The organism is Halomarinibacterium sedimenti, from assembly GCF_019312585.1.
Classification (GTDB): domain Bacteria; phylum Bacteroidota; class Bacteroidia; order Flavobacteriales; family Flavobacteriaceae; genus Halomarinibacterium; species Halomarinibacterium sedimenti.
The window spans coordinates 245,692-262,842 of the sequence record NZ_JAHWDP010000001.1 but is presented as its reverse complement, the minus strand read 5'-3'; the positions used below and the strand labels follow the sequence as shown (position 1 = coordinate 262,842).

Below are 17,151 nucleotides of genomic sequence, written 5' to 3'. Positions count from 1 at the left end.
TTATTTCCGGGTTTTTTTATGGAACATTTTAATTATTCGAATTATGAAAATTGCAATACAAGGAATTGAAGGTTCTTTCCATGATGAAGCTGTCCAGAAGTTATTTCCAAACGAGAAAGTAGACTTAGTCATGTGTGATTCTTTTGACGGAGTTACCCAAAGCGTGAAAAATAAAAAAGCGGATTTTGGTGTTCTTGCCATTGAAAACACCATTACGGGATCGCTTTTACCCAACTATAATCTGGTTGAAAAAGGGGATTTTGAAATTTTGGATGAGGTATTTCTTAATATTCAAATGTATTTAATGGCACTTGAAACTGAATCGATTATCGATATTTTTGAAGTGCATTCACATCCTGTCGCATTGCTTCAGTGTCGTGATTATTTAAGAAAATTCCCGCCGCAATTCAAAATTATTGAAGGGAACGATACGGCTAGTGAAGCCAAACGAATTCGTGAAAACAATCTTCAAGGAGTAGCGGCTATTGCAGGAAAACAAGTGGCAGAACGCTATGGTTTAAAAATATTGGATAGTAATATTCAAGATATTAAAGAGAATCACACCCGTTTTGTGTTAATTGGGAATAAGGGTACTTCCGCTACTAAAAAAGTACCAAACAAAGCTTCCATACGATTTCAATTGGGTCATGAAGTAGGAACCTTGAGTAAGGCACTTCAAATTATGGCTTTGCATAATATAAATCTCACCAAAATTCAATCCTTGCCAGTTTTAGGAACACCGTGGAAATATGCCTTTTTTGTGGATGTGACATTTTTGGATCCACAGGATTTTTATAGTGCTACTGAAAGTTTAAAACAATTTGTAAAGAATTTCAAAATACTTGGTATGTATGCCCAAAACATTGAAAATGTACCCAGTGAATTAACTAACGTAATACAAGATGGAGAATAAAAAAGAATTAAGAAATTGGTTAGATGCCATGGAATTGGCGCATCCATTAGTGATTGCAGGACCTTGTAGTGCCGAAACCGAAGCGCAAGTGCTTAAAATTGCTCATGAGCTTAAGAATACTGACGCCACTGTTTTTAGAGCTGGTATTTGGAAACCACGTACCCGTCCTGGAAATTTTGAAGGTGTTGGTGCATTAGGCTTAAAATGGCTTCAAAGAGCTAAGGAAGAAACAGGCCTGTTAACCACAACCGAAGTGGCTAATGCAAACCATGTGGAATTAGCCCTCGAACACGATGTAGATATTTTATGGGTTGGAGCACGGTCTACAGTGTCACCGTTCATTGTACAAGAAATCGCAGATGCCTTAAAGGGAACTGATAAAATTGTCCTGATAAAAAACCCAGTAAATCCAGATTTGTCCCTTTGGCTAGGTGCCGTAGAACGTTTTTATAGTGCCAATGTAAAAAACCTAGGGGTAATTCATAGAGGATTTTCAACGTACGAGAAAACCAGATATCGTAACAATCCTGAATGGCAAATTGCCATCGATTTGCAAAATCGCTTTCCAGATTTGCCTTTAATTTTAGACCCTTCGCATATTGCAGGAAGAAGGGATATTATATTTGATTTATGTCAAACGGCATTAGACCTCAATTACGATGGATTAATGGTAGAAACCCATTACGATCCGGACAATGCTTGGAGCGATGCTACGCAGCAAATTACTCCGTCAACTCTCGATAAAATGACGGTTGATTTAAAAATAAGAAAAGAGGAAGGGGATGCAATAGAATTTAATAACAAATTAGCTACTCTTAGAACGAAGATTGATGTTATTGACCATCAATTAATTGAAATGCTTGGAAAACGAATGAAAATTGCCGACGCCATTGGAGAATTGAAAAGAGAAAACAATGTGGCTATTTTACAATCGAAACGATGGAATGAAATTCTTGGTAAAATGATTTTGGAAGGTGAAGAACATCGCTTGAGCGAAGAATTCATCCTTAGAATTTATAAAGCCATTCACCAAGAATCCATTAACCATCAAAATAAAATTGTTTCACAACAAGAAAAAAGCCTGCATTAGCAGGCTTTTTTCTTTCAATAATATTATTGTTTAACTCTTTTAAAAATATAGCGAGTAATGTAAATTCCGTTGTCGTCACCTTTACCTCCGTAGCTTTCAACACCACTGTTTACAAAAGTAAGCTCCCAACCTTCTTCAGACATTGCATTAAGTTTTGAGGTTACAATAGCATCATTGGCAGCAATGTTTTGGAAACGAATTCCGCCCAAATTAAAGAAATTTAATAGTTTGGTTTCGTCAAATCCCTTTACGCGAATGTCGCTTCGGTCAGATTTGTTTCGATCGTTGTCCTCTTCAGAGCGGGTAGAAGTAAACTCTTTATAATCTCTTTCATCATTTACAGAGATCATTCTAGAGCGACCCAATCCATTAGGGATAATAGATTCAATAACCGTTATGGTTTTAAATTCATATACCTGCGCATTTATTTCGGGGATGAAAACAAGTAACAAAAGGAGAATTGTAAATTTTTTCATAATTAAGTGTTTAATTTTTGTGGAATTGCAAATATAAAATTTATGTGAGGTCGTTTGCTTTAATTTTCAGATTTTTGTGATAATGAAAGGCACCGTTTATAAATCTACAGGAAGTTGGTATACCGTAAAATCTCAAAACGGAACTTTTTACGAATGCCGTTTAAAGGGGAAGTTTCGTATTGAAGGCATAAAGAGTACCAATCCAGTGGCTGTGGGTGACCGTGTGTTGTTTGAAGTGGAGACCAAAGGAGATGAAACCATCGGTATTATTTATGAAATTGAAGAAAGAGAAAATTACATCATTCGTAAATCGGTCAATCTTTCAAAACAAACTCACATTATTGCAGCAAATATCGATATTGCTTTTTTATTAGTAACATTGAATAATCCTCCCACATTTACCACTTTTATAGATCGTTTTTTAATAACTGCCGAAGCTTATCATGTAAAAGCCGTCTTACTATTTAATAAAATTGACACCTATACTGAAGAAGAGGTTTTAGAAATTAAATACTTAGCACATTTATACAGAAGTATTGGCTATGAATGTATAGGGATATCTGCCAAAACAGGAAAAAATATTGATAAGGTAAAGACATTAATGCAGCATAAAGTATCTATGTTTTCTGGCCATAGTGGGGTTGGGAAATCTACTTTAATCAATACCATTGAACCCAATTTAAATTTAAAAACTTCCGAAATATCCGAACAACATCTACAAGGACAACATACCACTACCTTTGCAGAGATGTATGATCTTTCTTTTGAAGGTCAAATTATTGATACCCCAGGGATAAAGGGCTTTGGTATTGTGGAAATGGAAAAAGAAGAATTGGCCGATTATTTTCCAGAATTTTTTGCTTTAAAAGTACATTGTAAATTTCATAATTGTTTGCATCTTGAAGAACCAAAATGTGCAGTGAAAGAGGCCTTAGAAAAAGACGAACTTGCTTGGTCTCGTTACAAAAGTTATTTACAAATTTTGGAAGGAGAAGATGAAACCTATCGAAAAGATATTTATAATAAAGAATGAGAGTTGTAGTACAAAGAGTAAAAAAAGCTTCCGTAACAGTTGAAAGGCAAATTATTTCAGAAATTAATAATGGGTTTCTTATATTGTTAGGCATTGAAACAGAAGATTCTTTAGAAGATATTCAATGGTTAAGTAAAAAAATAGTTCAATTAAGGGTGTTCTCAGATGAAAACGATGCCATGAACAAATCGTTGTTAGATATACAAGGGGAGGTATTGGTGGTTAGCCAGTTTACACTACATGCAAGTACCAAAAAAGGGAATAGGCCTTCATTTATTAAAGCCGCTCGCCCAGAAATTGCTATACCATTATATGAAGAATTTGTAAAACAACTTAAAATGGATAGCCAACAAAAAGTAATGACAGGAGAATTTGGTGCCATGATGGATGTTGCTTTAATTAATGATGGACCTGTAACAATTATAATAGATTCAAAAATTAGGGAGTAATGGATATTCAAAACGCTCAAAAAATAGTAGACGACTGGATTAAAGAACACGGGGTTCGTTATTTTAACGAGCTTACCAATATGGCTCAGCTTTCTGAGGAGGTTGGCGAAGTAGCTCGCATTATTGCGCGTAGATACGGTGAGCAAAGTGAAAAAGAAAGCGATAAGGATAAAGACTTAGGTGAGGAGTTGGCAGATGTAGTTTTTGTAGTACTTTGTTTAGCAAACCAAACAGGAGTGGATTTACAAGCAGCATTCGATAAAAAAATGGAGAAGAAAACCAAACGAGATCACGACCGTCACCACAATAACGAAAAACTGAAATAGCATGTTCAAAAAAATTGTTAATCATAAAAATTTTTGGAGGTCGGTTGTCACTTTGGCAATTGCATTTGCAGTGCTTTTCTGCATATTTAAATGGGCGATTGAAGGCTTTAGCTTCGAATTTATTTCTAGAGATCCCGTTGTTTTTTTACTTTCTATTGGTCTTGGGGGCTTTGTGTATGGTTTTTTTGTTACCTACGGAAAGTTTTGGAAAAAACTGAAAGAGAATCAGAAATAATTTGAAGGCAATTCTCCACCATACAACACTTCCCAAAAAAACGTTTGAAGTCCAAATAACGGGTTCAAAAAGTGAATCGAATCGTTTGCTTATTCTTAAGGCTTTATATCCTAACATCACTATTGAAAATCTTTCAGAAAGTGATGACACCAAATACCTTCAAAAGGCGTTAAACTCAAAAGAGAAAGAAGTTGATATTCACCATGCGGGCACTGCGATGCGATTTTTAACTGCCTATTTTGCTTGTAAAGAAAATTCTGAAGTTATTCTCACAGGCAGTGAAAGAATGCAAGAGCGTCCTATAGGTATTTTAGTAGAAGCTTTACGACAAATGGGGGCGGATATTCAATATGAAAAAAATGATGGATATCCACCTTTAAAAATAAGAGGAAAAAAATTGACTCAAAATAAAGTGTCGATAGCGGCTACTACAAGCAGTCAGTTCATTTCTGCGTTAATGCTAATTGCTCCATCCTTACCCAACGGCTTAACAATACAATTAGAGGGAAAAATCACTTCAGTGCCATATATAAATATGACGTTAGCTTTGATGCAACAGCTAGGTATTGAAGGGAATTTTTCAGAAAATAATATTTATATCCCTAATAAAAAAAGTATCGAGAATCAAACGGTTGTTGTGGAATCAGATTGGAGTTCGGCATCCTATTTTTATAGTATCGTAGCACTGTCTAAAGCAACTGAAATTGTTTTAAAAAGTTATCGAAAGCAAAGCTTACAAGGAGATGCAGCACTTTCAACAATATACACAAGCTTAGGAGTTGAAACTGAATTTTTCCCAAAAGAAAATGCCATTAAGCTTTCAAAAAGTAAAATTGAGGTCCCTAATAAAGTCAATTTTAATTTAGTCAATACTCCAGATATTGCACAAACTATTGCAGTAACATGCTTTGGTTTAGGAACTGACTGTGAACTCCAAGGACTTCACACCTTGAAAATTAAAGAGACAGATAGGCTTACGGCTTTAAAAGTAGAATTAGAAAAATTAGGCGCTTACCTTGAGATTAATGAAGCCAGTCTTAAACTAACTTCTTCAAATACTATATTTAAAAATGTTTCAATCAATACCTATAATGACCATCGTATGGCAATGGCATTTGCTCCTTTAGCTTTAAAGACATCGTTACAGATAAATGATTGTGAAGTGGTTTCAAAATCTTATCCAACTTTTTGGGAAGACCTTAAATCTGTGGGCTTTTCAATCGATTTCCAATAATAAATCCCTATTTACTTGACAACGCCTATCTTGAGGTTGTATATTTGCCGCTTCTAAAATAAAAGCCATCACTTATGGGAATGAAATTATCCAATTTTAACTTCGACTTACCAGCCGACTTACTTGCAGAATACCCAGCACCAAATAGAGACGATGCGCGTCTTATGGTGTTAAATAGAAAAGAGAAAACCATTGAGCATAAAATGTTCAAGGATTTAATTGAATATTTTAAGGAAGATGATGTATTGGTGTTAAATAATACCAAGGTTTTCCCAGCACGCCTTTTCGGAAATAAAGAAAAAACCGGAGCTCGTATAGAAGTCTTTTTATTGCGTGAACTAAATCCAGAAACTCGTCTTTGGGATGTTTTGGTAGATCCAGCGCGTAAAATTAGAATTGGAAACAAATTGTATTTTGGAGATGATGAGTCTTTAGTAGCAGAGGTGATAGACAATACTACGTCTCGAGGAAGAACACTGCGTTTTCTTTTTGACGGTTCGTATGAAGAGTTTAGAAGTAAATTAACTGAGCTAGGAGAAACACCTCTTCCAAAATATATTAAAAGAGATGTAGAACCGGAAGATGCAGAACGTTACCAAACTATTTTTGCTAAAAATGAAGGAGCAGTTGCTGCGCCTACCGCTGGATTACACTTTTCAAAACATTTAATGAAGCGTTTGGAAATTAAGGGAGTAAATTTTGCTGAAGTTACTTTGCATGTAGGATTAGGGACTTTTAGCCCAGTGGAGGTTGAGGACCTTTCCAAACACAAAATGGATTCGGAAGAGATGATTATTCAAGATGCGGCTGTTGAGACCATAAACCGTGGAATAAAGGATAAAAGACGTATTTGTGCCGTGGGCACTACGGTAATGAGAGCTTTAGAAAGTTCAGTTTCTTCTGGAGCAACTCTAAATGCATATACAGGATGGACCAATAAGTTTATTTTCCCTCCTTATGATTTTAGTATTGCTAATAGTATGGTAACTAATTTCCATACACCAAAGTCAACCTTATTAATGATGGTAGCTGCTTTTGCAGGTCACGAATTTATTAAGGAAGCCTATGCAGAAGCCATAAAAGAAAAATATCGTTTTTATACCTATGGTGATGCGATGTTAATTATATAACATTAGCTAGATAATGATTAAAAGCTCTATTTTTTGAATAGGGCTTTTTTTGTGCCTCAGTTTTTTCTAATTATAAAAGAAAAAGCTATCTTAGTTAGTTGATAGCTAACCATTTTAAGTTGAAAAGAGCTACCTTCCTATTGCTTTTTCTTATTTCCTTCTTCACAGCAACGTCACAAGAGGGCAGGACTCCATTAAGTTGGGAGTTACAGCTTGATGATATTTCCCCAATAGAATTAATTCCTTTAGATTTAGTCGCTTTAGCTATTGAAGACAGTATTAACGACCAAGATAAAACACTTCCTTGGAGATATGGAGTTGAACGAAGAATCACACTAGATTTTGAAAGTAGTGGTGTTTGGACACTCTTGGATGATGGGAGTAAACTTTGGAGAGTTGCAATAAAATCTCCCGAGGCACTAAATATGGGAGTTAACTTTAATAATTTTCGACTTCCTGAGGGTGCTACCTTGCAAATGTACAATTCTAATAAAACTGATTTTTCTATAGTTTATACTACGGAAAACAATAGGAATTCTAATGTTTTAGGTTCTTGGTTTATTGAAGGGGAAACTATTGTGGTGGAATATTTTCAACCACCCCATGTTTCAAGCCCTCCTTTACTAGAAATTGGCAGTATTATTCACGGGTACCGTATGGGAAGAGTACGGCAAATGTTGGAGGATGGAAGAGGTCTTGGAGATTCTGGTGATTGTAATTTTGATGTAAATTGCTCTGTGGGTAGTGATTTTGAAAGCAAGAAAAATTTAATTAAAAAAACGGTTGCACTTTTAAACTTAGGAAACGGACATCTTTGCTCTGCTGCTCTGGTAAACAATACTATGCATGATAAAAAACCATATTTGCTAACAGCAAATCATTGTTTGAATAATTCAGATCCTGCTTTATGGTCGGTTCGTTTTAATTGGGTGAGCCCCAATCCAGTTTGCGGAATTGATGGAGAAAGTGCAGATATCCAGTCTAATTTCACAATGAGTGGTGCCCAATTAAGAGCAAGTAATACAATTACAGATTTTGCCTTGGTAGAACTTTTTAACTCAATTCCGGCTTCATGGGATGTAGCATTTGCAGGATGGGATAAAAGCGATATTCAACCTCAGTTCCAGATTGGAATTCATCATCCTAATGGTGATATAATGAAAATTTGTAGAGATAACGATCCAGCTATTAAAGAAAATGCCAATGGAGTAAAAGTGTGGCTCATTAGAGGAGTTTCTGCAGGAAATGGAAATGGTTGGGATATAGGAACAACAGAAAGTGGATCTTCTGGATCGCCACTTTTTAATGAATTTGGAAGGATTATTGGACAGCTGTATGCAGGTGAATCTAATTGTAATGGTATTGAAAATAATGGCGACTATGATATTTATGGAAGGATAGGTATTTCTTGGAATGCAGGTACTTCGCCTGATAACAGACTTCGTGATTGGTTAGACCCACTTAACAGTGGACAAAATCAAATCGATACAATTGAAAACTCATTAAGTGTTGGAGATTTTGAATTTACGGGTCAATTGTTTGTTTATCCTAATCCAGTATCAAACTATTTTATGGTTATGAATACGCGATACCCTAACTTAAGTTATCGTTTTTACAATATGCTAGGGCAAGAAGTGTCAAGAGGAAGTATGTCGAATTCCGAAAATAGAATGAATGTTGAAAATTACCCAGAGGGTATTTACTTTCTGCATTTAATTGATGATAACACTAATGATAGTATCACAAAAAAAATTATCATTAGGCATTAACCAACGCTATACTATTTAAAGTAATAAAGCCTCTTAATTTTAAGAGGTTTTTTATTATACCCAAAAATATATGGTAATTTTGCCAGATGATTTCCGAAAAAAAAGACATAAGAGCACTTTCAAAAGAAGAACTTCGAGATTTTTTTGTTTCCAAGGGGGATAAAGCATTTAGAGGGAATCAAGTCTATGAATGGCTATGGAATAAAGGGGCGCATTCTTTTGAAGATATGACAAATATTTCAAAAGAAACTCGGACACAATTAGAGGAGAATTTTGTAATCAATCATATAAAGGTAGATACTCTTCAAAAAAGTAAAGATGGTACCATTAAAAACGCCGTACGATTGCATGACGGTCTCATTGTTGAATCAGTGCTTATTCCTACTTCAAAAAGAACAACCGCTTGTGTATCTTCACAAGTGGGTTGTAGTCTGGATTGTAATTTTTGTGCCACAGCACGATTAAAACGTATGCGTAATTTAAATCCCGATGAGATTTACGATCAGGTGGTTGCAATTCACCGTGAAAGTTTGCTATACCATAACAGACCCCTTACAAATATTGTTTTTATGGGAATGGGTGAGCCTCTTATGAACTATAAAAATGTTCTTGAATCTATTGAAAAAATAACGAGTGATGAAGGTTTGGGGATGTCTCCAAAGAGAATAACCTTATCTACCTCGGGTGTGCCAAAAATGATTAAAAAGCTAGCCGATGATAAGGTAAAATTTAATCTAGCTGTTTCATTACATTCTGCCATTCAAGAAACTCGCGAACAAATCATGCCGTTTGCAAAGAGTTTTACACTTCAAGATTTACAAGAATCTTTAGAATATTGGTATTCAAACACCAAGAAGAAAATCACCTACGAGTATGTAGTTTGGAAAGGAATCAATGATAAGGATGAAGATATAAAAGCCTTGGTTAGATTCTGTAAATATGTGCCTTGTAAGGTTAATTTAATCGAGTACAACCCTATTGATGATGGCGATTTCCAGCAAGCAGATGATGATGCAATCCAAAAGTATATTCAGCAGCTAGAATCGAATAGAATTCCAGTTACTGTTAGAAGAAGTAGAGGTAAAGATATTGATGCGGCTTGCGGACAATTAGCAAATAAGAAATAAAAAAAAGAGCGGCAATTGCCGCTCTTTAAAATTGTACTTAATTAGTTAAATTATTTCTTAACAATTTTAAAAGACTTTACTTGCCCTTCAATAGATACGGTTGCTATATAAACACCAGAATTTAATCCAGAAATATCTATAACTTCACTGTTGCTAGAAAGCTTAGCCGATAATACCTCTTGTCCTAATACATTGTATAAAGCCACTTTTTCCATAGCAATAGAAGCAGAAAGATTAAGTTGGTTGTTGGCATCTACAAAATAAGTAAAACCATTAAAGTTTTGATCTGAAACTGCAAGAATACCATCAACAATAACATCATCAATTAATACAGAATTTTCATCTGTAGTGTCATAATGTCTAAACGTTAAGTATACAACTTGTCCATCAAAAGCTGAAATATCAACAGTTAATGTTGCCGCAGACTCAGAACCGTCTGCTTGATTGCTTGGGCAATCATCGCCAACAAATTTTGTAACAACAGGGGTTGCCGCTAAAATATCTAATACAGCATTTGAATCTGTTAGGTAAATAGAATATTTATCATTAATAAAGGTTCCATTAACTTGATAAGTTCCAACAGTATAAGTAAGAGAAGACCCTGAAGAATTTGATAGATTTAATGGAGTTTTTGTCACTAAATAATTATCAGGTGAAAATGCACCACCTTCCCAAGAGTCAGAATCAGCCGCTAAAGTTTGCATTGGGTGATTAACCGCACCACTGGTTCCAGTCGCAAAAGCAAACATATCAGTTACTTCCCAAAAATTTCCATCTCCGTCTTCATCATGGTTATCCCAATTGGTAAATAGGATAGAATCAACGGGATCTGCTTCAAAATCTTCAGAAAAGATAATTTGTCCATTCATAGCAAATGCAGCAAAGAAAGCTGCCAATAAAGTAATTTTTTTCATATTAAATATATTTTAAGGTTTAATGAAGTTTTAAAATTAAACAAATGCATTCTATATACTACTATTTTAATTCTAATTTAACGTAATTTGTATCTCTGAGTATATGAAAGTCGTTTCCAAAATAAAACTGCCCATTGAGGAAGAGATGGAACTTTTCGAAAAAAAGTTCTCTGAGTCCATGTCTACAAAAGTGGCACTTTTTAATAGAATTACACATTATGTGGTAAATCGGAAGGGAAAACAAATGCGACCCATGTTTGTTTTTTTAATAGCCAAAATGTGCAACGAGGGTAAAGTGAATGAGCGTACCTATCGTGGGGCTTCAGTAATTGAGTTAATACATACTGCAACCCTTGTGCATGATGATGTAGTGGACGATAGTAATCGAAGACGAGGATTCTTTTCCATCAATGCCCTTTGGAAAAATAAAATTGCTGTGCTGGTAGGCGATTATCTGCTTTCAAAAGGGTTACTACTCTCTATAGATAATGATGATTTCGATTTATTGAAAATTATTTCGGTGGCTGTGCGTGAAATGAGCGAAGGCGAATTACTTCAAATTGAAAAAGCTCGTAGGCTTGATATCACAGAAGAGGTGTATTTTAATATTATTCGTCAAAAAACCGCTACACTTATTGCTGCTTGCTGTGCTATGGGAGCTCAATCTGTTCATGCAAAAGCCAATGATGTTGAAACTTTAAGAAAATTTGGAGAATTAATAGGGATAGCGTTTCAAATAAAGGATGACTTGTTTGATTATGGCGATACTGCCATTGGGAAACCCACAGGAATTGATATTAAAGAAAAGAAAATGACACTTCCTTTAATATATGCTATCAATAATGCGTCAAAAAAAGACCGTGTTTGGCTTATTAATTCGGTGAAGAATTATAATAATGATAAGCAAAGAGTAAAAGAAGTTATTGCGTTTGTAAAGAATAGTGGAGGTTTGGATTATGCTATTTCAAAAATGACAACCTACCAAGAACAAGCACTAACTCTTTTACAAAGTTATCCTGCCTCACCTTATAGAGACTCCTTAGAACTTATGGTGAACTACGTTATAGAGAGAAAAAAATAATTTTTTTGAACCCGAGGCAACCTTTTCTTTCGATGTTGCGTCTTTATAATAGAAGCGTTTTTTAAACCCTTGTATGCGATTGGTTTCATTACATAAAAATTACAAAAGTGTTATTTCTCGAGCCAAAGATGGTAATAGAAAAGCACAGCAGGAATTGTATGAACTTTTTGCACCAAAGATGCTAAGTGTTTGCAGGCAGTATATTAAAAGAGATGATATTGCCGAAGAGGTGATGCTTACTGGATTTCTAAAAGTATTTACCTACTTAAACTCGTATAAGTTTGAAGGTAGTTTTGAAGGTTGGATACGCCGGATTATGGTCAATGAGTCTATCTCTCAATTGCGCAAAGAGAAGGCTTTATTTTTTGAAGATGAGAAAGTACTAGAGCAATCTACAGATCACGTCGCCTATATTGAAACAGAATTGGAAGTAAATGAAATCCAAAAAATGATAGACGAACTTCCCGATGGCTACAAAACCGTTTTTGTGCTATATGCAGTTGAGGGTTATAAACATAGTGAGATAGCAGAGTTGTTACAAATTTCTGAAAGCACATCAAAAACCCAGTTGTTTAAAGCACGAAAGGCGCTTCAAAATAGGATGAATCAAGAAAACAAATTAAGTTATGGCACCCATTAAATTTGAAGAAAATATTAGAGAAAAGTTGCAGGAAAGGGAACTTACTCCTAGCCATGATGCTTGGGCAAAACTTTCAGCAAAATTAGATACGCAAGCCCCACAAAAAAGGAACAATACCTTTGTTTGGTTTGCTGTCGCAGCAAGTTTTGTAGGGATATTACTGGTAACCACCTTGTTTTTTAGTAAAGAAAAGGTAAATACCCAACTAGTAAATGAAACACCAATAGAAGTGTTAGATACCAATGAACAATTTCAAAATGAAGGAGGAATAGCTTCTGAAAATATTTCAGAAGAAAAAGATAATGATATCCCTGCCGAAAAAATAGAAGAGGTTCAACTTCCAAAATCGAACATTGCCAAAACTGAAAAGAACCCAGCTTCAATTAAAAAAGAGACTATCAATCCGTTAATTGAAATTCAAAACCAAAACAAAGAAGTCATTGCGATAAAAGAAGCTAAGACTGAAAAAGAACCCACAAAAGAAGAGCTTTTTATAAACAAGAAAGTAGATGAGGTAGTGATTGCGGTTCAGAAAATTCAAAATGAAAATAATACAGTGACCCCAGATGAAATCGATGCGCTTTTGGCCAAAGCACAACGGGACATCTCCAATAATAGAATCTTACAGGCCAACACCCAAAAAGTAGATGCTGCAGCCCTACTGTTGGATGTAGAAACCGAACTAGAACGTAGTTTTCGAGATCGGGTTTTCGATGCCTTAGGGGAAGGATTCAACAAAGTGCGGTCTGCCGTTGCAGAGCGCAACAATTAAACAATTCATCAATCACGCTTTAAAAAGCACAAATCACGAACATTATGAGACTTATTACATTTAGTGCCGCTTTGGCGGTATGGCTACTAACTATGTGCCAAATCCACGCTCAAGAAACCACTTTAGAAACCTTAGAAGCTTCAAAGGAAGCTATTATTAATGAAGAAAAGGACTTGTTAAAAGGGGAAGTAGAGAACATTAATAAAAGATTGGAGAACAATCAAATTACTGAGGCTGAAGCAGAGCAATTAAAAAACGCCGCTGCCGAAAAGCATGCACTCAATATTGAAAACCGAATCGCTATTGTAGATAATAAAATAGCATTAATCCAACGCAACAATACTGTGGAGGTTATTGATGATGATGATCGAACTGTTTTGAGTTTTGGACTGGGAGGAAAAGACAAAGACGGCTTTATTTACCTAGGTAGAAAGTATAAAGAAAGAAAATACGACCGTCGTACCACCAGTGATTTTGTTTTGGCTTTTGGCTTAAACAATGCGATTGGCGATGGACAATCTTTAAATGATAGCGATTTTAAAATAGGAGGAAGCCGATTTGCAGAAATTGGTTGGGCTTGGAAAACGAGAGTTTTTAATGAAAGCAATTGGCTTCGTGTAAAATACGGAATTTCATTTCAGTTTAACGGACTTAAGCCAACAGATAATAGGTATTTTGTGGATACAGGAGACATGTCCGAACTGCAAACGTTTGATGGAGATTTGGATAAATCGAAATTCCGAATGGATAACCTTGTAATTCCAGTACATTTTGAATTTGGCCCCTCAAACAAGATTGAAAAAGAAACCTATTTTAGGTATAATACCTATAATAAAATAAAAGTAGGTTTGGGTGGGTATGTTGGACTTAATTTAGGCGCACGTCAAAAATTAAAGTTTGATGAAGAAGGTGAAAGTGTAAAACAAAAATTAAAGGCCAATTACAATACTAATAATGTAATTTATGGATTGAGTGGGTATATTGGATGGCGAGACACTGCGCTTTATGTAAAATATGATCTCAACCCAATTTTTAAAGATAATACTATAGACCTTCACAATGTATCCTTAGGATTGCGTTTCGATATGGATTAGCCAGATGTTTCAATAATTAGTAAGAAAAGGCACTCGGTTTTTGAGTGTCTTTTTTATTGTATCATCGAGCGCAGTCGAGAGGTTTTCATTTAGTATATTTGTTTTAAATTTAGCTCCTTTTGATTTCAAAAACCACCATAGATCAAGTATTTGATACCGCCCGTGTTGAGGAGGTTATTGGTGATTTTGTTCAGTTAAAGAAATCGGGGAGTAACTATAAAGGATTGAGTCCTTTTTCTGAAGAACGCACTCCAAGTTTTATGGTATCTCCCGTTAAGCAGATTTGGAAAGATTTTTCCAGCGGAAAAGGAGGTAATGTAGTGGCTTTTTTAATGGAACACGAGCATTTTTCGTATCCCGAAGCCATTAAATATTTGGCAAAAAAGTACGGAATTGAAATTGAAGAAACCGAGCAAAGTGCCGAAGCCAAAGAGGAAGCAAGCGAACGGGAAAGCTTGTATTTGGTGAATGAATTTGCACGAGACTATTTTGCTAAAACACTTACCGAAACGGAAGCTGGCAAAGCCATAGGCTATAGTTATTTTAAGGAAAGAGGTTTTACTGAAGCTATTATAAAAAAGTTTCAGCTTGGGTATTCGCCAGATGAGTGGGATGCCTTTACCTCTGAAGCCTTAAAAAATGGATATCAACTTAGTTACCTAGAAAAAACAGGGTTAACCATTGTAAAAACGGAAAAACAATTCGACCGATTTAAAGGACGTGTTATTTTTCCAATCCACAGTTTAAGCGGACGTGTGTTAGGATTTGGAGGACGTATTTTAACCAGCGATAAAAAAGCTGCAAAATACCTCAATTCACCCGAGAGTGAAGTATATCATAAAAGTAAAGTCCTCTACGGAATTTACCTTGCAAAACAAGCCATTGCCAAAGAGGACAATTGTTATTTGGTGGAAGGCTATACCGATGTGATTCAGTTTCACCAAAGCGGAATTGAAAATGTTGTTTCTTCATCTGGTACAGCATTAACTTCAGAACAGATTAGACTCATTCATCGGCTAACAAAAAACATCACCTTACTATTTGATGGAGATGCTGCTGGTTTACGTGCTTCATTGCGTGGGGTGGATTTGATTTTGGAACAAGGGCTTAATGTTAAGATTTGTACTTTTCCAGAAGGCGAGGACCCAGATAGCTTTGCAAAAAATAATTCCCTTGAAGATCTCACGCTGTATTTAGAAGAGAATGCTAAAGATTTTATCAATTTTAAAGCATCTCTTTTAGCTTCTGAAGCCAAGAATGATCCTATAAAAAAAGCGGAGACTATTCGGGATATGGTCACGAGTATCTCGAAAATTCCAGATTCGATAAAGCAGGAAGTGTATTTAAAAGAATGCTCTCGTATCATGGATATTAGTGAGGAAGTGCTTTTTAACACGCTTGCTCAAATGCTTCAGAAGGAACGAAGGGAAGCATCAAAAAGGCCTCGAAGAGATACAGAAACTATGGAAGTGGTGCCTGTAGAAAAGGAGGTCATTCAAAAAGTAGATGCCCAATATCAATTAGAGCAAAAAATTATTGAATTGTTATTGCTATATGGAAATGAGGAGGAGCGTTTTGAAGAATTAATTATTGAAGCATCAGAAGAAGGTGAAATTGTTTTTAAACCCGAGTGGGTGACAGCAAAGGTGTTTGAAAAGATTTATTTAGATCTTCAGGAGGATGAAGTGGAGTTTACTAATGATGCCTTTCAGCAATTATATTACGCTGTAATAAACACTTATAATCAAGAAGGAGAGTTAAAAATTGATCAACTAATTAATCAACTTCCTAAAGAAATTGCAGAAGTTGCCAGTCATGTGGTGATGGATGAAGAAAAACACCAATTACATCATTGGGATAGAAAGGATATTTATGTAAAAGAGAAAAAACACGGTATTTCACAGATGGTAAGTGAAACCATTTTAAATTTACGTAGGCACTTAGTGTCGAAAAAAATAATGGACTTAAGTGAAGCAGTAAAAAATCCAGAGGTTTCTGAAGATAAAGAAAATCTCCAGAATATTATGGATTATATTACGTTGAAAAAAGTCCTTTCAGAAAAACTAAACAGGGTGCTCTAACTACCCAAACTGAAACATTCTCGATTGGTTAATCAAATCTGCTAGATTATCTACTTTTAACTTTTTCAACAGTCTAGTTTTGTATGTACTAACAGTCTTTTCGTTAATATCAAGTGCGTTGGCTATGTCTTTATTGCGTTTTCCACTAGACAATAAATTAAGTACTTCTATCTCGCGAGAAGATAATTTTTTATAACGGCTTATAGCACTAGACTCTCCAACGTTTCTACTAGTAAAAGTTGAGGTAAGTTCTTCATTAAGGAAAATTCCTCCTTTTGCAATTCGTTTTAGTGCTTTTAGGAATACTTTTGTAGATGCTGTTTTTGGTACATATCCAGCGGCGCCAGATTTAATGGAGCGGAGCGCATAAATTTCTTCGGGATGTGTAGAAAAGATAAGAACTCTTGTTTGGGGAAACTCAGTTTTTATGCTTCGTAAGACATTTATGCCGTTAATCTGTGGCATATCAATTTCCATAATTAATATATCGGGATTGATTTCTTCCAAATTCTTAAAAAGTTCATCTCCATTATTTACTTTTCCTACGATGGAATAATCCTTCGACTTTTTTAACATGCAAGCAATCCCTTTTCTGGTAACCGGATGGTGATCTGCAATAACAATTTTCTTCATTCTTTATTCATTTTATTAAAGAAAACACTTAAAACAGGGGATTATAATAAGTGTGAGGTTTTTGTAATATTTATACTACAAATCAAAACTATAAAAAAGAAGTTGAGAGTCTATTATTTTTCGTCGAACTGTAAGAAAATTCGTTGAAGAACTG

Annotated in this window: 18 protein-coding genes; 15 read left to right on the top strand and 3 right to left on the bottom strand. The window is 35.2% G+C overall.

Features of this window, described 5'->3' with window-relative positions; translation table 11 throughout:
• The first annotated feature begins 43 nt into the window (after nucleotides 1-43).
• Nucleotides 44-913 (top strand): prephenate dehydratase, encoded by an 870-nt coding sequence (locus KXJ69_RS01315; RefSeq protein WP_219050534.1) that lies wholly within the window; start codon nucleotides 44-46, stop codon nucleotides 911-913.
• Nucleotides 903-2,003 carry a bifunctional 3-deoxy-7-phosphoheptulonate synthase/chorismate mutase type II gene (locus KXJ69_RS01310; RefSeq protein ID WP_219050533.1) on the top strand — a complete coding sequence of 367 codons (1,101 nt, stop codon included), beginning with the start codon at nucleotides 903-905 and terminating at the stop codon, nucleotides 2,001-2,003. Before KXJ69_RS01315 ends, KXJ69_RS01310 begins: the two co-directional genes overlap by 11 nt.
• Nucleotides 2,004-2,026: 23 nt before the next feature.
• Here KXJ69_RS01310 and KXJ69_RS01305 read toward each other — a convergent pair whose 3' ends face one another.
• Nucleotides 2,027-2,479 carry a hypothetical protein gene (locus KXJ69_RS01305; RefSeq protein ID WP_219050532.1) on the bottom strand — a complete coding sequence of 151 codons (453 nt, stop codon included), beginning with the start codon at nucleotides 2,477-2,479 and terminating at the stop codon, nucleotides 2,027-2,029.
• Nucleotides 2,480-2,561: 82 nt separating this feature from the next.
• On the opposite strand from KXJ69_RS01305, the gene rsgA reads away from it, so the two are divergent.
• From rsgA to rlmN, 8 genes are all read left to right on the top strand, one after another.
• Nucleotides 2,562-3,512, top strand: a complete 951-nt coding sequence (gene rsgA / locus KXJ69_RS01300; RefSeq protein ID WP_219050531.1) for a ribosome small subunit-dependent GTPase A — start codon at nucleotides 2,562-2,564, stop codon at nucleotides 3,510-3,512.
• Nucleotides 3,509-3,961 carry a D-aminoacyl-tRNA deacylase gene (gene dtd, locus KXJ69_RS01295; protein WP_219050530.1) on the top strand — a complete coding sequence of 151 codons (453 nt, stop codon included), beginning with the start codon at nucleotides 3,509-3,511 and terminating at the stop codon, nucleotides 3,959-3,961. Before rsgA ends, dtd begins: the two co-directional genes overlap by 4 nt.
• Nucleotides 3,961-4,287: a nucleotide pyrophosphohydrolase gene (locus KXJ69_RS01290; RefSeq protein WP_219050529.1), complete on the top strand. Its 327-nt coding sequence runs from the start codon at nucleotides 3,961-3,963 to the stop codon at nucleotides 4,285-4,287. Before dtd ends, KXJ69_RS01290 begins: the two co-directional genes overlap by 1 nt.
• A gap of 1 nt (nucleotide 4,288) precedes the next feature.
• Nucleotides 4,289-4,522 carry a hypothetical protein gene (locus KXJ69_RS01285; RefSeq protein ID WP_219050528.1) on the top strand — a complete coding sequence of 78 codons (234 nt, stop codon included), beginning with the start codon at nucleotides 4,289-4,291 and terminating at the stop codon, nucleotides 4,520-4,522.
• Nucleotide 4,523: 1 nt separating this feature from the next.
• Entirely contained in the window at nucleotides 4,524-5,756 is a 1,233-nt protein-coding gene (gene aroA / locus KXJ69_RS01280) for a 3-phosphoshikimate 1-carboxyvinyltransferase (RefSeq protein WP_255571143.1), read from the top strand.
• A gap of 80 nt (nucleotides 5,757-5,836) precedes the next feature.
• Nucleotides 5,837-6,886 (top strand): tRNA preQ1(34) S-adenosylmethionine ribosyltransferase-isomerase QueA, encoded by a 1,050-nt coding sequence (gene queA / locus KXJ69_RS01275; protein WP_219050527.1) that lies wholly within the window; start codon nucleotides 5,837-5,839, stop codon nucleotides 6,884-6,886.
• Between the two features lie 119 nt (nucleotides 6,887-7,005).
• A complete protein-coding gene (locus KXJ69_RS01270) occupies nucleotides 7,006-8,655 on the top strand; it encodes a T9SS type A sorting domain-containing protein (protein WP_219050526.1) in 1,650 nt (549 codons plus the stop codon).
• A gap of 86 nt (nucleotides 8,656-8,741) precedes the next feature.
• Nucleotides 8,742-9,782 carry a dual-specificity RNA methyltransferase RlmN gene (gene rlmN / locus KXJ69_RS01265; protein ID WP_219050525.1) on the top strand — a complete coding sequence of 347 codons (1,041 nt, stop codon included), beginning with the start codon at nucleotides 8,742-8,744 and terminating at the stop codon, nucleotides 9,780-9,782.
• Nucleotides 9,783-9,832: 50 nt separating this feature from the next.
• On the opposite strand, the gene KXJ69_RS01260 is transcribed toward rlmN, so the two are convergent.
• Complete coding sequence (locus KXJ69_RS01260) at nucleotides 9,833-10,678, bottom strand: T9SS-dependent choice-of-anchor J family protein (protein WP_219050524.1); 846 nt, start codon at nucleotides 10,676-10,678, stop codon at nucleotides 9,833-9,835.
• Between the two features lie 121 nt (nucleotides 10,679-10,799).
• On the opposite strand from KXJ69_RS01260, the gene KXJ69_RS01255 reads away from it, so the two are divergent.
• From KXJ69_RS01255 to dnaG, 5 genes are all read left to right on the top strand, one after another.
• Nucleotides 10,800-11,777 (top strand): polyprenyl synthetase family protein, encoded by a 978-nt coding sequence (locus KXJ69_RS01255; RefSeq protein WP_219050523.1) that lies wholly within the window; start codon nucleotides 10,800-10,802, stop codon nucleotides 11,775-11,777.
• Between the two features lie 73 nt (nucleotides 11,778-11,850).
• On the top strand, nucleotides 11,851-12,417 hold the full coding sequence (locus tag KXJ69_RS01250) for an RNA polymerase sigma factor (protein WP_219050522.1): 567 nt from the start codon (nucleotides 11,851-11,853) through the stop codon (nucleotides 12,415-12,417).
• Complete coding sequence (locus KXJ69_RS01245) at nucleotides 12,404-13,189, top strand: hypothetical protein (RefSeq protein WP_219050521.1); 786 nt, start codon at nucleotides 12,404-12,406, stop codon at nucleotides 13,187-13,189. The genes KXJ69_RS01250 and KXJ69_RS01245 overlap by 14 nt, the downstream gene beginning before the upstream one ends.
• Before the next feature lie 44 nt (nucleotides 13,190-13,233).
• Nucleotides 13,234-14,283 (top strand): porin family protein, encoded by a 1,050-nt coding sequence (locus KXJ69_RS01240; RefSeq protein ID WP_219050520.1) that lies wholly within the window; start codon nucleotides 13,234-13,236, stop codon nucleotides 14,281-14,283.
• A 119-nt stretch (nucleotides 14,284-14,402) separates the two neighbouring features.
• Nucleotides 14,403-16,364 (top strand): DNA primase, encoded by a 1,962-nt coding sequence (gene dnaG, locus KXJ69_RS01235; protein ID WP_219050519.1) that lies wholly within the window; start codon nucleotides 14,403-14,405, stop codon nucleotides 16,362-16,364.
• Here dnaG and KXJ69_RS01230 read toward each other — a convergent pair whose 3' ends face one another.
• Nucleotides 16,365-16,997 (bottom strand): response regulator, encoded by a 633-nt coding sequence (locus KXJ69_RS01230; RefSeq protein ID WP_219050518.1) that lies wholly within the window; start codon nucleotides 16,995-16,997, stop codon nucleotides 16,365-16,367. It lies immediately after the preceding gene.
• Nucleotides 16,998-17,151 lie beyond the last annotated feature (154 nt).

Coding starts and splice junctions, on each gene's coding strand:
- KXJ69_RS01315 (WP_219050534.1), top strand. CDS start 44: ATGAAAATTGCAATACAAGGAATTGAAGGTTCTTTCCATGATGAAGCT.
- KXJ69_RS01310 (WP_219050533.1), top strand. CDS start 903: ATGGAGAATAAAAAAGAATTAAGAAATTGGTTAGATGCCATGGAATTG.
- KXJ69_RS01305 (WP_219050532.1), bottom strand. CDS start 2,479: ATGAAAAAATTTACAATTCTCCTTTTGTTACTTGTTTTCATCCCCGAA.
- rsgA (WP_219050531.1), top strand. CDS start 2,562: ATGAAAGGCACCGTTTATAAATCTACAGGAAGTTGGTATACCGTAAAA.
- dtd (WP_219050530.1), top strand. CDS start 3,509: ATGAGAGTTGTAGTACAAAGAGTAAAAAAAGCTTCCGTAACAGTTGAA.
- KXJ69_RS01290 (WP_219050529.1), top strand. CDS start 3,961: ATGGATATTCAAAACGCTCAAAAAATAGTAGACGACTGGATTAAAGAA.
- KXJ69_RS01285 (WP_219050528.1), top strand. CDS start 4,289: ATGTTCAAAAAAATTGTTAATCATAAAAATTTTTGGAGGTCGGTTGTC.
- queA (WP_219050527.1), top strand. CDS start 5,837: ATGAAATTATCCAATTTTAACTTCGACTTACCAGCCGACTTACTTGCA.
- rlmN (WP_219050525.1), top strand. CDS start 8,742: ATGATTTCCGAAAAAAAAGACATAAGAGCACTTTCAAAAGAAGAACTT.
- KXJ69_RS01255 (WP_219050523.1), top strand. CDS start 10,800: ATGAAAGTCGTTTCCAAAATAAAACTGCCCATTGAGGAAGAGATGGAA.
- KXJ69_RS01250 (WP_219050522.1), top strand. CDS start 11,851: ATGCGATTGGTTTCATTACATAAAAATTACAAAAGTGTTATTTCTCGA.
- KXJ69_RS01245 (WP_219050521.1), top strand. CDS start 12,404: ATGGCACCCATTAAATTTGAAGAAAATATTAGAGAAAAGTTGCAGGAA.
- KXJ69_RS01240 (WP_219050520.1), top strand. CDS start 13,234: ATGAGACTTATTACATTTAGTGCCGCTTTGGCGGTATGGCTACTAACT.
- KXJ69_RS01230 (WP_219050518.1), bottom strand. CDS start 16,997: ATGAAGAAAATTGTTATTGCAGATCACCATCCGGTTACCAGAAAAGGG.